Below are 15039 nucleotides of genomic sequence, written 5' to 3' on the forward strand. Positions count from 1 at the left end.
GAAAACCTTTTATGTACCTATAACTAAGAATTGGAAAGTAATATGGCAGATAAATTCGACGTAATCGTCATCGGTGCGGGTCCCGGTGGATATGTCGCTGCGATTCGCGCGGCGCAGCTCGGATTGAAAACGGCGTGCGTGGAAAAATGGAGTAACGATGCAGGTAAGCCAGTATTTGGCGGCACCTGTCTGAACGTGGGATGTATTCCTTCCAAAGCGCTGCTGGAGTCTTCACACAAATTCGAAGAAGCCAAACACGACTTTGAAACCCATGGCATCATGGCGAAAGACGTCTCCGTTGACGTAGCCAAAATGCAAGATCGTAAAAACAATATCGTCAAGAACCTGACCCAGGGCATTGCTTCTCTGTTTAAGGCGAATGGCGTTACTTCCATTCATGGCGCAGGTAAGCTGCTGGCCAACAAGCAAGTGGAAGTCACTGACAATGCGGGCAATGTTACTGTGTATGACGCAGAAAACGTCATCATCGCAACAGGCTCCCGTCCAGTCGAAATTCCTCCTACCCCGCTTAATGAGCATGTTGTCGACTCCACCGGCGCGCTGGAATTCAGCGAAGTGCCCAAACGTCTGGGCGTGATCGGCGCTGGCGTTATCGGTTTGGAGCTGGGCAGCGTTTGGGCGCGTCTGGGCTCAGAGGTTGTGGTATTGGAAGCGCAGGATACCTTCCTGGGTTCAGTGGATCAGCAACTGGCAAAAGATGCGCTCAAGCAGTTCACCAAACAGGGCCTGGATATTCGTCTGCGCGCCCGGGTAACTGGTTCAGAAGTGAAACGTGGCGTGGTGAAAGTGTCTTACAGCGACACCAAAGGCGACCATGAACTGAAAGTGGACAAGCTGATTGTCGCCGTCGGCCGCGCGCCGAATACCGACAACCTGTTGGCTCCTGATTCTGGCGTAAATCTGGACGAGCGCGGTTTCATCTTCGTTGATGATCAGTGCAAGACCAACATGCCGGGCGTATGGGCGATCGGCGATGTTGTGCGTGGCCCCATGCTGGCGCACAAAGCGTCTGAAGAAGGCATCGTTGTGGCGGAGCGTATCGCTGGCCACAAAGGCCACGTCAACTATGACTGCATTCCCTGGGTTATCTACACTCATCCGGAAATCGCCTGGGTTGGTAAGACAGAAGAGCAGTTGAAGGCGGAAGGTGAAGAGTACAAGGTCGGCACATTCCCATTCGCCGCCAGCGGTCGCGCTATGGCCGCCAACGCGACAATGGGCATGGTGAAGATCCTGGCTCATAAGGACACTGACCGTATTCTTGGCGTGCATATTGTAGGTCCTCAGGCGTCGGAAATGATCGCTCAGGGCGTTATTGCGATGGAGTTCGGCTCCAGCTCAGAGGACTTGGCCATGACTGTATTCGCGCACCCCACGCTTTCCGAAGCGGTGCATGAAGCAGCTCTGGCGGTGGAAGGCAAAGCCATCCACATCGCCCAGCGCAAGAAGCGCTAAGGCTAAATAAGGAGGGGGTCGCCCCTCCTTTTGTTTTGAGAGCGTCGGGAAGGAGCGCGACCGCCCCTTCGGCGAGCGCGGCGTAAGTGAGACGTCAAAGCGTCTGGCTGGCCGCCGTTGAAGAGACAGGGCGCCGGACAGGGCTCTCGATATAAAGAGTGTGTTAGAGAGGTCACCTAAGCGGACATAGCGCAGTTTTGCGCGCAGGCTGAGAAGTTTGAGTCTCATGCTGGAAGCCTGCTCGCGAGAATATGAAACGTTGTGCTCGTTTGCACGGTGGTAAATAAGTCGAAAGCTGACTAAAAAGCGGAAAACGTTATGAATCTTCATGAGTATCAAGCTAAGCAACTCTTTGCGGACTATGGTCTGCCCGTCTCCAAGGGCTTTGCCTGTGAGTCTGCGCAAGAGGCCATGTCTGCCGCTGACTCCATTGGCGGAAGCCAGTGGGTGGTTAAAGCGCAGGTTCACGCAGGCGGCCGCGGTAAAGCGGGTGGCGTTAAGTTAGTATCTTCCAAGGAAGAGATTAAGGCATTTGCTGAGAAGTGGCTTGGTCATAACCTGGTAACCTATCAGACCGACGAGAAAGGTCAGCCTGTTAACAAGATTCTGGTTGAATCCTGCACGGACATCGATCAAGAACTGTACCTGGGCGCGGTAATGGATCGCGGCACGCGTCGCATCGTGTTCATGGCGTCTACCGAAGGCGGCGTTGAAATCGAGAAAGTTGCTGAAGAAACGCCAGAGAAAATCCTGAAAGCAGTTATCGATCCGCTGGTGGGCGCACAGCCTTACCAGGCGCGTGAACTGGCGTTCGCACTGGGTCTGAACAGTGATCAGGTCAAGCAGTTCACCAAAATTTTCCTGGGCTTGGCGAAACTGTTCCAAGACTTGGATTTGGCGCTTCTGGAAGTGAACCCGCTGGTTATCACGAAAGCCGGCAACCTGCACTGTCTGGACGCGAAAGTAGTTGTAGACGGCAACGCACTGTACCGTCAGCCGCGCATCCGCGACATGCATGACCCTTCGCAGGAAGATCCACGCGAAGCTCACGCAGCCAAGTGGGAACTGAACTACGTTGCGCTGGAAGGCAACATCGGCTGTATGGTGAACGGCGCAGGCTTGGCCATGGGCACCATGGACATCGTTAAGCTGCACGGCGGCGCGCCGGCTAACTTCCTGGACGTAGGCGGCGGCGCGACTAAAGAGCGCGTTACCGAAGCGTTCAAAATCATTCTCTCCGACGACAACGTAAAAGCGGTTCTGGTCAACATTTTCGGCGGCATCGTTCGTTGCGACCTGATTGCTGACGGCATTATCGGCGCTGTAGAAGAAGTTGGCGTCAAGATTCCTGTGGTCGTACGTCTGGAAGGCAACAACGCCGAGCTGGGCGCTAAGAAACTTGCCGACAGCGGGTTGAACATTATCGCAGCGGAAAGTCTGACTCATGCTGCTGAAGCCGTGGTTAAAGCAGCGGAGGGTAAATAATGAGTATTTTGATCGACAAAAATACCAAGGTCATCTGCCAGGGTTTCACTGGCTCCCAGGGCACATTCCATTCTGAACAGGCGATTGCGTACGGCACCAAAATGGTTGGCGGCGTGACTCCTGGTAAAGGCGGTCAGACTCACTTGGGTCTGCCTGTGTTCAACACAGTTAAAGAAGCTGTAGAACAAACTGGCGCGGAAGCGTCTGTTATCTACGTTCCTGCGCCTTTCTGTAAAGACTCCATCCTGGAAGCGGCTAACGCAGGCATCAAACTGATCGTGTGCATCACTGAAGGCATTCCTACTCTGGACATGCTGGATGCGAAAGTGAAGTGCGACGAGTTGGGCGTACGTCTGATCGGACCTAACTGCCCAGGCGTTATCACTCCTGGTGAATGCAAGATCGGCATCATGCCTGGTCACATTCACAAGCCAGGTAAAGTCGGCATCGTTTCCCGTTCCGGCACCCTGACTTATGAAGCCGTTAAGCAAACCACCGATTTCGGCTTTGGCCAGTCCACTTGCGTGGGCATCGGCGGCGACCCGATTCCTGGCTCCAACTTCATCGACATTCTGGAAATGTTCCAGAAAGACGCTCAGACTGAAGCGATCGTTATGATCGGTGAAATCGGCGGAACTGCGGAAGAAGAAGCGGCGGAGTTCATCAAGAACAACGTCACCAAGCCTGTTGTTTCTTACATTGCCGGCGTAACTGCGCCTGCTGGTAAGCGTATGGGCCACGCTGGCGCGATCATCGCGGGCGGCAAAGGCACTGCGGCTGAAAAGTTTGCTGCGCTGGAGCAAGCTGGCGTTAAAACAGTTAGAAGCCTGGCCGATATCGGCAAGGCGCTGGCTGAAGTGACTGGCTGGAAATAAGTTTTCCGTCTGTCTGAAAAGCCGCCTTATGGCGGCTTTTCTATTTTGAGTCGATGGTTTATCGCCTTCGCCCCAGTCGGTAGAAAGGCCGGCATTCCACTCCCAAATTTCACTCCCGCCCTTTTAACGCTATAATCCCACGCAATTAGGCTCATATTTGGCGTAATTTCTGACGCCGTCATAACTGGTACTTTAATAAAAACTTGGGGAAATAGCTTGGCCTCTGTGGATTCGCAGCGTCGTGTGTTGTCGGGAATGCGACCGACGGGAAAACTCCATCTGGGTCATTACCATGGAGTGCTGAAAAACTGGGTACAGTTACAGCATGAGTACGAATGCTTCTTCTTCGTCGCCGATTGGCATGCTCTGACCACTCACTACGAAACTCCTTACGACATTGAACAGTCCGTATGGGAAATGGTGATAGACTGGCTGGCCGCGGGCATTAATCCGGGTTCCGCCACTATGTTTGTACAGTCACGCGTGCCGGAGCACGCGGAGCTGCATCTTCTTCTATCCATGATCACGCCTTTAGGTTGGCTGGAGAGAGTGCCGACCTATAAAGATCAGCAGGAAAAACTCAAAGAAAGAGACTTGGCCACTTATGGGTTCCTGGGTTATCCGTTGTTGCAGAGTGCGGATATTCTGGTGTATCGCGCAGGCTGGGTGCCGGTAGGCGCGGATCAGGTGTCACATATTGAGATGACGCGCGAAGTGGCGCGCCGTTTCAACCACCTTTATGGTCGTGAGCCGGGCTTTGAAGAGCAGGCGGAAGCAGCGATCAAGAGAATGGGCAAAAAGACCGCCAAACTGTATGAGAGCTTGCGCAAGCGTTATCTGGAGCAGGGCGATAGCGAGGCCCTGGAGACTGCGCGGGCGCTGCTGAGAGAGCAACAAAATATCTCTCTGGGTGACAGAGAGCGTTTGTACGGATTTCTCGAAGGCGGGGGTAAAGTTATTCTGCCCGAGCCACAGGCCTTGCTGACTCCTGAGGCGAAAATGCCGGGTCTCGACGGCCAGAAAATGTCCAAGTCGTACGGCAATACGATTGGTTTGCGTGAAGACGCAGACAGCATATCGGAAAAAGTCCGCACCATGCAGACGGACCCACAGCGGGTGCGTCGTACGGACCCGGGCGATCCGGACAAATGCCCGGTGTGGCAGCTGCATCAAGTGTATTCCGACGAAGCCACTAAGTCCTGGGCGCAGCAAGGATGTCGCTCCGCTGGTATCGGCTGTATCGAATGTAAAAAGCCGGTGGCCGACGCCATCATTGAAGAACAGCGCCCGATGCGTGAGCGCGCCAAGCGCTATGAAGAAGACCCCGGGCTGGTGCGCAGTATCATCGCAGAAGGTTGCGATCACGCCAGAGACGCCGCCAAGGCGACCTTGGAAGAAGTTCGCAGCGCCATAGGTCTGGCGTACGACTGATAATGCAAAACGCCGACGCCCCCTCGGACAGCCAGGCAGAGCAGCTTCCCGTTCAGCAGGAACTGCCATTGGCGATGGTGGGGGGCAGTCCGTTTACCGAGCTGCCTTCTGATCTGTATATTCCACCGGACGCTCTGGAAGTTTTCCTGGAGTCGTTTGAAGGTCCGCTGGATCTGTTGCTGTATCTGATCCGTCGGCAGAATATGGATATCCTTGATATCAACGTAGCGGAAGTCACCCGTCAGTATATGGAATACATTCGGGTGATGGAGGATATGCGCTTCGAGCTGGCGGCGGAGTATCTGGTGATGGCGGCGATGCTGGCGGAAATAAAGTCCCGCTTTCTGCTGCCGCGACGCAAGGACGATGATGAGGAAGAGGATGATCCCCGTGCGGAATTGATTCGACGCTTGCAAGAGTACGAGCGTTTCAAAACAGCGGCGGAGCGTATTGATGAGCTGCCGCGCATGGATCGTGACTTCTACTCGGCGAATCCGGAGATACCCAAACTGCAGCGCGAAAAGAAGCACCCGGACGTGTCATTGACGGAAGTGTTGCTGGCGCTGCAGGAAGTACTGAAACGCTCAGAGCTGTTTGAGCATCATCAGATTGAAAAGGAAAGACTTTCCACTCGGGAGCGTATGACCCAGGTTTTGGAAAGAGTGTCGGCGGACCACTTCACCCTGTTTACGGATCTGTTTCCCTTCGATGAGGGCAAATTAGGCGTCGTAGTGACGTTTCTGGCGGTGCTGGAACTGGTGAAAGAATCATTGTTGGAATTGGTCCAAACCGAGATGTTTGGCGAAATTCATGTACGCGCCCGAGGGGAAGTGGAGAACGAACCTGAGGCGGAAGCGAGCGAAGGTGACGATGGCGGTTAATCTGACGCAGTTGATCGAAGCAATGTTGTTCGCCAGCGATAAGCCCCTGACGGTGGATCAGTTGATGACGATGTTCGTCGAGGATTTCACACCGCCACAACGGGATGAGATTAAGGCTGCGCTTAAAGAATTGACGGCGGCTTATGCGAATCGTGCGGTCAACTTGGTGGAAGTGGCCAGTGGTTATCGGTTCCAGGTGCGCGATGAGTTTGCGCCCTGGGTGGGGCGCCTGACGGAAGAGCGTCCGCAGCGTTATTCGCGCGCCATGCTGGAAACGTTGGCGATCATCGCCTATCGGCAGCCCATTACACGAGGCGACATCGAAGACATTCGCGGTGTGGCGGTCAGCAGCCAGATCATGAAAACGCTACAGGAAAGGGAGTGGGTGCGTGTCGTTGGTCATAAAGACGTGCCAGGCCGACCGGCGTTATTCGCCACCACGCGCCAATTTCTCGACTACTTTAATTTAAAGACATTGGATCAGTTGCCGCCATTGGCGGAAGTCAGAAGCCTGGAGGAAATCGGCCGGGCTCTGGAACTGGATCTGCAAGCAAATGCGGCGGACGCTTCCGAAACCATGGAAGCCGATCCGCCATCCTCCGACGCCACGTTGCATTGATGATGGCGTTGGTGATTACAGTTAAGGCGAAATAGATGATAGAACCTTCCGGTGAAAAAGCGCAGGGCGAGAAACTTCAGAAAGTGATCGCCCGGCAAGGGCTTGCCTCCCGTAGAGAGGCTGAAGAGTGGATCAGCGGCGGTCGCGTGCGCGTTAACGGCAAAGTGGCGCATTTAGGCGACCGCGTCACGACTGAGGACAAGATCTCGGTCGACGGCCACAAGATCGCCATGGTGGACGCTGAGGAAACCATGGTGCTGGTTTACAACAAGCCGGAAGGAGAGGTCACCAGCCGCAAGGACCCAGAAGGCCGTCCCACCGTATTCGCGCGCTTGCCCAAGCTGAAAAGCGGGCGCTGGGTGGCGGTCGGGCGCCTGGACATCAACACGACAGGTCTGTTGATCTTCACGACTGATGGCGAGCTCGCCAATAGATTGATGCACCCATCTTCACAAATAGACCGTGAGTATGCAGTGCGCGTGCATGGCGAAGTGACTGAAGAAATGTTGACCCACTTGCGGGATGGCGTGCTGTTGGAAGATGGCGTCGCCAAATTTTCGGATATCAAGGAGGCCGGCGGTAGTGGCAGCAACCGTTGGTTTCATGTCGTATTGCAGGAGGGGCGCAACCGCGAAGTGCGTCGCCTTTGGGAGTCTCAAGGCGTTACCGTCAGTCGTTTGAAGCGGGTGCGGTATGGCTACATGTTCCTTCCCAGCCGCGTGCGTTTGGGCAACTGGGAGATGGCGGGACAAAAAGACGTCAACGTGCTCTATGAAATGGCGGGCATGCAGCCGAAGACCGTTGCATCCCTGACGCCGCATACTCGGGAAAAATTGCAGCGCCAGCAAGGCAAGAGCGGCGCCTCCAAGCCCAAACCCTCCACCGGCCGTACGGGAGCCCGCGCCCCGGCGCGTAAGCCCGCTGCGGCGTCAGATGAGCGCAGAGCCAAGCCCTCGCGCACTCCCGCTGGCCGTAAACCTGGCCCAAGCAGACGTAAGCCTTAGTAAAGCTGGAAACCGCGGCGACCTCAGTTCGCCGCTTGGTTGAGCGCTTCTTCTTGATTCTGGGGCGCAATTTTGGTCCTGTTGCGACCCGCATGCTTGGCGTCATAAAGGGCCTGATCCGCCCGCTCCAGAAAGTCGTTCCGGTTCTCTACTCCATCATAGGTTGCTACGCCGATGCTGATCGTGAAGGAGATATCGTGGTCTTCATGTTGAAATGTGGTGTTCGCAACGGCCACGCGGAGACGCTCTGCAATAGCGTACGCGCCCTCTGTGTCAGTCTTGGCCAGCAGCATGGCGAATTCTTCGCCGCCGAAACGGAAGCATAGGTCTGAGTCGCGGCAGTTATCCCGAACTACTTTGGCCAACTGCTGCAGCAATGCGTCGCCAGCGGCGTGGCCATAGGTGTCGTTGACCTTCTTGAAGTAGTCTATATCGAAAAACAGCATCGACAGCTTGTATTTGTAACGGGTCGCCAGAGACACTTCTCTGTGTAACTGATAATCAAAAGCCCGTTTGTTGGCGACGCCGGTCAGGGAATCTGACAACGCGGCGTTCATGGCTTCCTGGTAGCGCAAGCCATTGCGCAGAGGGTACACCAGGCTGCCTAGTAGCGTTTCGATGATATGGATATCGCTGTCTGTAAAGCGGTCGCCCCGATAGAAAGTGATTTCCCCCAACGCTTCTTCCGCCAGCGTGAGGCGATAATTCAATTGATGCGGCGTTCCCCGTTTACGGGCCCCGCAAGTACGATTGTTGTAAACGTGAGAATAGCCGTCTATGGCGACCAGCGCCCTGGCTTCACCTACGAAAAGCTGCAGTAACTCTTCAACCTCAAGCGTCGTTTGCAGCTTGCGCAGCATTACCCCGGCGATCTGCTCCAGCCGCAGAGTCAGCGAGTCATTGGAGGTGGCGAGGGCAACAACCTTGTTATCAGCGCTCATTCGTTCTGTGGTCAGGTTGGACATGGAATGCTCCCGTCGATAGATACTACATGCGTGTTGCGTATGCCTGAGATATCCGCCGTCAGCGGCGAAAACGGCGCTTGCAAGGCTAACTCTGCCATTTCAATGCCAGCGGATTTTAATTCTTTGAAAAACAGCAATATGTAGTCAATTGAACCTAGGCAGAAACTTGCCGGTGTGACAGGGATTCGGCGTTAAGAAGTGGGCGGTCGGCAACAGGCGTCAAATTGTTGGCGGCCGCTGAAGAGTAAAAGACCCTAATTTTATTGAGGATTCGCTGCTGTATCTTTGTCTTGCTGATAGTAATGGTTCACTTTTGGATTCATAACCTTGCGCCAGAGGGGCGGCGCCAGCGCCAGCAACACCATGGTGGCGTAGCCGGCCGGGAGTTGCGGAGAATCTTCGTAATGCCGCAGCGCTTGATAGCGACGCTTGGCGTTGGCGTGATGATCTGAATGCCGCTGCAGCTGAAACAGCATTAGATTGGTTAGCAAGTAATTGGAATTCCATGAGTGCTGATGGGTGACGCGTTCAAAGCCGCCATCGTCGTTGACGCGTCGATGCAGGCCATAGTGCTCCAGATAATTGACGGTCTCCAACAACAAGATAGCGACCAACCCCTGACCGACAAAAAACAGCGTGCCCATCAGTCCCCAGGCCAATGCAAAACCCGCCAACAGGGCTGCGCTGACGCCATACCACCAGATCAGCTCGTTGTGAGGGGTGAGTGATGTCAGCCCTTTCCTGGCCAATCGCCGTTGTTCCAACGCCCACGCATTTTTGACATTGAAGAAGATGGCGCGAGGCAGGAAATGATAAAGGGACTGGTTGTAGCGGGATGAAGAGGCGTCCACTGGGGTGGCGACATTTACATGATGTCCCCGAATGTGCTCCACCTTAAACCCGCCATAACCTACCATAGCGAGCAGTAAGCCGCCCGCTGTTTGCTCCAGAAGGGAGTTTTTGTGGATCAGCTCATGAGCGACGGTAATAGCCAGGCCGCCGACGACTCCAATGGAAATCACCCATCCAGCCTTTCCCGCCCAGTGATAGAGATCGCTACTGAATATGGGCGCGCCCCAGATAATCAGGCATAGATACGCGGGGACGCAGGATAGGGTCAGCAGGGGATAGTACAGGCTTTTTTCCAAATGGGGCGTGTGAAGTTGTTCATCAGGGTTGCTGGCGTCTTTCCCAATGAGTGAGTCCAAAACCGGAACAACACCGAATACGAACAGAACCGTTATCCAGGCTCCTGCGTCGCCCAGGCCGAATTGAGAAGTCAGCACCCAGCTCAGGATGGGGAGGCTCAGTGGAATCATGAAAACCAGATACCCCCACTTTTTTATTTGCAGCATGAGTTGTGGACGAATAGATCCAGACATAGGAGGCTCCTTTTTCTTGTTATCTGAGGAGTGATTTTGTTTTATTGTTTGACAATCCAACAATTTGATCAAGCGATTTTTACTTTTACTCATCCGTTTTCATTGGGCGGGGGTATGCTAGAATCGTGTCTCTTACCGCAACTCTTTGCTTAAACTGAGTTTTTAGGAACACACCGATATGAAGTTTCAGGCGCCGGAAAGCTTGGCCGAACAAATTGCGCAACATTTGGGTAGATTGATTATTACCGGAGAGTTGCGGGCCAATGAGCGTATTCAGGAACTCAAGGTGGCTGGCGACTTGGAAGTCAGTCGCGGCTCAGTGCGCGAAGCGTTGTTGATTCTGGAGCGTCGGCATTTAATTGAAATTTATCCGCGCCGTGGCGCTGTGGTGTCAGACCTTACCGTCAACCAGGTGGAAAGTCTGTATGACGTGTATGCCTCATTGCTGGTGATGTTGGCCCGTAAAGTGGCGGAAAGCTGGCGGGAAAGCGATTTGGCTCCAGTTATGAATCAGGTGCAGCAAATCAACCGTGCAGTGATGAATGAGGAAGCGTCTTTCGAATCGGTCATCGACAGTGGCTTTTCGGTGATGAGTTATTGTCTGACGCTAGTGAGCAATCCTTATCTGGAGGAAATCCTGGAAAATCTGCGCCCGGCGATCAGTCGCACTTATCATTTGGCGATCAGGCGTAAGAAAGGGGAGCTCTATCAATCGATGAACTTCTACAACGGCTTATTGCAAGCCGTGCAGCAACGGGACTTCGCCGGCGTGAAGCTGGTTATCGAGAGTTTTGCGGAGCATCAAAAGAACCTGGTGATCAGTATCCTGCAGGAATCCTCCTGACTCCCGATACTAGGGCGAACTATTCCCTGCGTTCCGCTACATGCAGATAGCGAAGATAGGCGATCAGACCGTCTTCCGCCTCCTCCAGCGCCTCATAGGGCCCCAGATGGATTTTTTCCCGCGTGCGGTAGTACCACTTTCCTTCCACAGCGAAGAAGCGGTCTGAGCGGTGATGTTTGTTCGATTGCTTGTCGTTACTACGTTTGCTGATTTCCATTGCGTACAACTCCTGTTCGACTAAAGATTAATTTAGTGACATGTTGACTGATTTTCAATCAATAATTTTGGCGACGCTTTGTCCCATCATGGCTGCTGAGCCCTTGTCACATCACAACTTCAGCGGATACAAGCGCTTAGCCAAGAGCCGCGGGAGCACTGCGTTTCGCGCTGGTCCGCCCGGGTTTAATCCGTTAAACTCCCGCTCCATATCTGGACAAACCCTGTGACAGCTCCTGCAGCCTCCGCATCATGAGACTAAAATCCATCAAGCTTGCCGGTTTCAAGTCGTTCGTAGACCCGACAACCGTGCATTTCCCCAGCAATATGGCTGCGGTGGTGGGGCCTAATGGGTGCGGCAAATCTAATATTATTGACGCTGTGCGTTGGGTGATGGGGGAGAGCTCAGCCAAGCACCTGCGCGGCGAGTCCATGACGGACGTCATTTTCAATGGCTCCAACACCCGAAAGCCGGTGGGGCAGGCTTCCATCGAGCTGATCTTCGATAACGCCGGCGGCGTGCTGCAAGGTGAGTTCTCCCGCTACAACGAAATTTCCGTCAAGCGCAAAGTCACTCGTGACGCGCAGTCCCTCTACTTCCTTAATGGCAACAAATGTCGTCGTAAAGACATTACGGATCTGTTTCTCGGCACCGGTCTGGGGCCGCGTAGTTACGCCATTATCGAGCAGGGCATGATCTCCCGCCTGATTGAATCCAAGCCGGAAGAGTTGCGGGTTTTCATCGAGGAGGCGGCGGGAATCTCCAAATACAAGGAGCGCCGCAAGGAAACCGAGTCCCGGATGAAACGGACGCGGGAAAACCTGGAGCGGCTCTCTGATATCCGGGAAGAACTGGATCGACAGCTGCAACATCTGCATCGTCAGGCCAAGGCGGCGGAGCGCTACAAAGAGTTAAAGGCGGAAGAACGCGACAAGCGTGCGCTGTTGAATGCTCTGAAATGGCGAACGCTGGACAAAGAAGCCACTGGTGTGCAGGAAGAGTTGCGCGGTCAAGAGGTTGAGCTGGAGCGCCTGTTATACGAGCGCACCTCTCTCGACAGCCGTCTGGAAGGTTTTCGTGAGAAACGGGCGGACGCCAATGAAGCGGTGAATCGGGCGCAGGCGGATTATTACGGCAGCGGCGCTGAAATCGCCAAACTGGAACAGCAGATTCGCAACGCGAAAGAACGCGAGCAGCAATTACAGGTGGAAATGCAGCAGTTGCAGGAAACCAATCGCGAACTGAACGAAGAGTTGGAACGCGAGCAGCAACATCTTCAGGAGCTGGAAGAAGAGTTGATGATGATTGAGCCGGAGCTGGAAGAGCATCTGGCCAAATCGGAAGAATCCACGGAGTTGTTGGCTCAGGCTGAAGACGCCATGCAATTGTGGCAACAGGAATGGGATGACTTTTCTCGTAGCTCCGCGCATTTGCAGAAAACGGCGGAAGTGGAGCAGTCCCGCATTCAGCAGGCGGAAAAACTGGTTCAGCAGTTGATGGAGCGCAAACGCAAGTTGACGGATGAACAAAGCCTCATCGGCGGCGCTTACGATGACGAAGACTTAGAGATGTTGCGCGAACGTATGCAGGAACTGGAAATGCATGCGGATCAGCAGGCGCTGGCGCATCAAGAGATGAGAGCGCGAGAACAGAGCGAGCAGGAGAGTAAGGAATCGCTCAGCGCCAGAATCAATGACGCCCGTACCCGTGAGCAAACTCTGAAAGGGGAGCAGGCGTCGCTGTTGGCGCTGCAAAAGCACGATAGCCAGGCTTCCAGACAGGAAGCGCTGGAGTGGCTGGCGCTACATGAGATTGATAACGCTCCGACGCTGGGAGAGCGATTAAGCGTCGCGGTGCAATGGGAACCGGCGCTTGAAGCGGTGCTGGGCGCTCGCTTGTCCGCACGTGTGGTCAGTCGCCAATTTCTGGAAGACTTGCAAGACGCACCACCCAAAGGCGTGGCGCTGGTGTGTGAGGATGAAATCGCCAGCGAGGCATTGCGGTTCGCCAGCGCCAGCTCCGTCAGCAGCGCGGTGGCGGCGTGGCTGGATGGCGTCCGACCTGCGGACAGCTTTTCTGCAGCGATTGAGCGTCGTTCTGAACTGTCTGCCGGCGCTTTCTTCCTGACGCCGGATGGCATGCAGGTTGGTGAAGACTGGATATTGGCGCCGCCGGCGAAGCAGACCGGCGACGGACTGCTTGCACGCAATCGTCGGCTGGTGGAATTAGAGCAGGAGATGGAAGCGGTCGCGGCGCAGTTAGAGTCATTGTCGCTGGATAAAGAGACGATCGACGCGGCGTTAAGTCGATTCGATGAAGAAAGGGAGAGCCTGCAAAAAGAATCGGTTGAGATCAACAAGCAGTTGTTGCAGACCAAATCCGATTTGAGCGCTAAAGAGGCGCGACGCGAGCAGGTCCAGCGCAGGGTGGAGTCCATCGCCGCGGAGATTGCGGAGATACAGTTCCAGATCGACGAAGAACAGATGGGGCTGCAGGAAAGCAAGGGCGTGTGGAACGCCGCCTTGATGGACCTGGAAGGCAGCGTGGAAAAGAAAGAGCAGTTGCTCAATCGTCGCGATGACGTGCGCCAGAAGCTGGACGGCCTGCGCACGCAGGCGCGTCTTGATCGGGAGCATGCGCACCAGATGCAGCTGCGCGCCAGCGCGCTCAGCACGCGGAGAGAGTCGATACGGCAGGCGCTGGAAAAAAGCGACGCCAACTTGCGGCGCAACCGTGAACGCATGCAGTGGGTGGAGGAAAGCCTGCAGACCCTGCAGGATCCAGATGATGCACTGCAGGAGCGTCTGGAAGGCTATCTCGAGTTGCGCATGCAACAAGAGGACATCCTGACCCGCGAACGTAACCGCCTCGCGGATTTGGAGCAGTTGATGCAGGGCGATGAGTCGTCCCGGCAGCGTAATGAGATGGTGATCCAGAACATGCGCAGCCGGATTGAATCATTACGCATGCAGCATCGGGAAACGGATATCCGTAAAAACGCCTTACGGGACCAAATGGCGGAGGATCAATACGACCTTGAGAATGTGATCGGACTGCTGGCGGAAGATGCAGACGAAGGACAGTTGCAACGGGACATTGAGCAGATCGTCGGAAAAGTGGAGCGTCTCGGCGCTATCAACCTGGCGGCGATTGAGGAATATGAGGCCCAGTCCGAACGTAAAGTCTATCTCGATGGTCAGCATGAGGACTTGCAGGAAGCGTTGGAGACTTTGGAGAACGCGATCCGAAAAATCGATCGCGAAACCCGCAACAAGTTCAAGGAAACCTTCGATCAGGTCAACGAAGGGCTGCAGAATTTGTTTCCCCGCGTCTTCGGCGGCGGCAGCGCTTATCTGGAGCTAACCGGGGAAGACCTGCTGGAAACCGGCGTCGCTATTATGGCGCGGCCTCCGGGCAAGAAAAACAGCACCATTCATTTGTTGTCGGGTGGAGAGAAGGCGCTTACCGCCATTGCGCTGATCTTCTCTATCTTCCAGCTCAACCCCGCGCCATTCTGTATGTTGGACGAAGTGGATGCGCCATTGGACGACGCCAACGTGGGGCGCTATGCTCGAATGGTGAAAGAAATGTCGGATCAGGTGCAGTTCATCTACATTACCCACAACAAGATCGCCATGGAAATGGCGGATCACTTGATGGGGGTCACTATGCATGAGCCCGGCGTGTCGAGACTGGTTTCCGTGGATGTTGAAGAAGCGGCCGCAATGGCTGCGTTGTAAGGGCGCGCTGGATTGTAAAGCAGCGGCGAATTGAATAAATTAACTCGCCAATCGATAAGAAATACAGGCGGGATCAGGTTGGCGAATACCATGATGATGTTTAGTTGGGGATATTAGATT

General features: G+C 54.6%; 12 protein-coding genes. 9 read left to right on the top strand and 3 right to left on the bottom strand.

The window, feature by feature from the left end; genetic code table 11:
- Positions 1-42 precede the first annotated feature (42 nt).
- The 7 genes from lpdA to rluB all read left to right on the top strand — a co-directional run bounded on the left by lpdA (position 43) and on the right by rluB (position 7771).
- Positions 43-1476, top strand: coding sequence for a dihydrolipoyl dehydrogenase (gene lpdA, locus O5O45_RS04000; RefSeq protein ID WP_305903986.1), 1434 nt, complete (start codon positions 43-45; stop codon positions 1474-1476).
- A gap of 318 nt (positions 1477-1794) precedes the next feature.
- Positions 1795-2961, top strand: a complete 1167-nt coding sequence (gene sucC / locus O5O45_RS04005) for an ADP-forming succinate--CoA ligase subunit beta (protein WP_305903987.1) — start codon at positions 1795-1797, stop codon at positions 2959-2961.
- Entirely contained in the window at positions 2961-3836 is an 876-nt protein-coding gene (sucD, locus tag O5O45_RS04010; protein WP_011398503.1) for a succinate--CoA ligase subunit alpha, read from the top strand. Before sucC ends, sucD begins: the two co-directional genes overlap by 1 nt.
- A gap of 255 nt (positions 3837-4091) precedes the next feature.
- A complete protein-coding gene (locus tag O5O45_RS04015; protein WP_371747995.1) occupies positions 4092-5267 on the top strand; it encodes a tryptophan--tRNA ligase in 1176 nt (391 codons plus the stop codon).
- 2 nt (positions 5268-5269) lie between these two features.
- Entirely contained in the window at positions 5270-6148 is an 879-nt protein-coding gene (locus O5O45_RS04020) for a segregation and condensation protein A (protein WP_305903989.1), read from the top strand.
- Positions 6138-6767 (top strand): SMC-Scp complex subunit ScpB, encoded by a 630-nt coding sequence (gene scpB / locus O5O45_RS04025; protein WP_305903990.1) that lies wholly within the window; start codon positions 6138-6140, stop codon positions 6765-6767. Before O5O45_RS04020 ends, scpB begins: the two co-directional genes overlap by 11 nt.
- Before the next feature lie 35 nt (positions 6768-6802).
- A complete protein-coding gene (gene rluB / locus O5O45_RS04030) occupies positions 6803-7771 on the top strand; it encodes a 23S rRNA pseudouridine(2605) synthase RluB (protein WP_305903991.1) in 969 nt (322 codons plus the stop codon).
- Positions 7772-7794: 23 nt separating this feature from the next.
- On the opposite strand, the gene O5O45_RS04035 is transcribed toward rluB, so the two are convergent.
- Together O5O45_RS04035 and O5O45_RS04040 are read right to left on the bottom strand one after the other, a co-directional pair.
- Positions 7795-8736, bottom strand: coding sequence for a GGDEF domain-containing protein (locus tag O5O45_RS04035; protein ID WP_305903992.1), 942 nt, complete (start codon positions 8734-8736; stop codon positions 7795-7797).
- A gap of 260 nt (positions 8737-8996) precedes the next feature.
- Positions 8997-10118: an alkane 1-monooxygenase gene (locus O5O45_RS04040; protein ID WP_305903993.1), complete on the bottom strand. Its 1122-nt coding sequence runs from the start codon at positions 10116-10118 to the stop codon at positions 8997-8999.
- A gap of 178 nt (positions 10119-10296) precedes the next feature.
- Between O5O45_RS04040 and O5O45_RS04045 the strand changes: the two genes are divergently transcribed.
- The gene (locus O5O45_RS04045) at positions 10297-10962 is read left to right on the top strand and encodes a GntR family transcriptional regulator (protein ID WP_011398496.1); all 666 of its coding nucleotides are present in this window, start codon (positions 10297-10299) and stop codon (positions 10960-10962) included.
- Positions 10963-10981: 19 nt separating this feature from the next.
- Here O5O45_RS04045 and O5O45_RS04050 read toward each other — a convergent pair whose 3' ends face one another.
- Positions 10982-11179 (bottom strand): DUF6316 family protein, encoded by a 198-nt coding sequence (locus O5O45_RS04050; RefSeq protein WP_305903994.1) that lies wholly within the window; start codon positions 11177-11179, stop codon positions 10982-10984.
- Between the two features lie 251 nt (positions 11180-11430).
- On the opposite strand from O5O45_RS04050, the gene smc reads away from it, so the two are divergent.
- The gene (gene smc / locus O5O45_RS04055) at positions 11431-14919 is read left to right on the top strand and encodes a chromosome segregation protein SMC (protein WP_305903995.1); all 3489 of its coding nucleotides are present in this window, start codon (positions 11431-11433) and stop codon (positions 14917-14919) included.
- Positions 14920-15039: the final 120 nt, after the last annotated feature.

It is taken from the genome of Hahella sp. HNIBRBA332 (genome assembly GCF_030719035.1).
Classification (GTDB): Bacteria; Pseudomonadota; Gammaproteobacteria; order Pseudomonadales; family Oleiphilaceae; genus Hahella.

What these genes read in the sequence shown, in the direction of transcription:
- sucD (WP_011398503.1), top strand. Translation starts at nt 2,961, where the DNA reads ATGAGTATTTTGATCGACAAAAATACCAAGGTCATCTGCCAGGGTTTC.
- O5O45_RS04050 (WP_305903994.1), bottom strand. Translation starts at nt 11,179, where the DNA reads ATGGAAATCAGCAAACGTAGTAACGACAAGCAATCGAACAAACATCAC.
- O5O45_RS04035 (WP_305903992.1), bottom strand. Translation starts at nt 8,736, where the DNA reads ATGTCCAACCTGACCACAGAACGAATGAGCGCTGATAACAAGGTTGTT.
- O5O45_RS04020 (WP_305903989.1), top strand. Translation starts at nt 5,270, where the DNA reads ATGCAAAACGCCGACGCCCCCTCGGACAGCCAGGCAGAGCAGCTTCCC.
- scpB (WP_305903990.1), top strand. Translation starts at nt 6,138, where the DNA reads ATGGCGGTTAATCTGACGCAGTTGATCGAAGCAATGTTGTTCGCCAGC.
- sucC (WP_305903987.1), top strand. Translation starts at nt 1,795, where the DNA reads ATGAATCTTCATGAGTATCAAGCTAAGCAACTCTTTGCGGACTATGGT.
- smc (WP_305903995.1), top strand. Translation starts at nt 11,431, where the DNA reads ATGAGACTAAAATCCATCAAGCTTGCCGGTTTCAAGTCGTTCGTAGAC.
- rluB (WP_305903991.1), top strand. Translation starts at nt 6,803, where the DNA reads ATGATAGAACCTTCCGGTGAAAAAGCGCAGGGCGAGAAACTTCAGAAA.
- O5O45_RS04040 (WP_305903993.1), bottom strand. Translation starts at nt 10,118, where the DNA reads ATGTCTGGATCTATTCGTCCACAACTCATGCTGCAAATAAAAAAGTGG.
- O5O45_RS04015 (WP_371747995.1), top strand. Translation starts at nt 4,092, where the DNA reads ATGCGACCGACGGGAAAACTCCATCTGGGTCATTACCATGGAGTGCTG.
- lpdA (WP_305903986.1), top strand. Translation starts at nt 43, where the DNA reads ATGGCAGATAAATTCGACGTAATCGTCATCGGTGCGGGTCCCGGTGGA.
- O5O45_RS04045 (WP_011398496.1), top strand. Translation starts at nt 10,297, where the DNA reads ATGAAGTTTCAGGCGCCGGAAAGCTTGGCCGAACAAATTGCGCAACAT.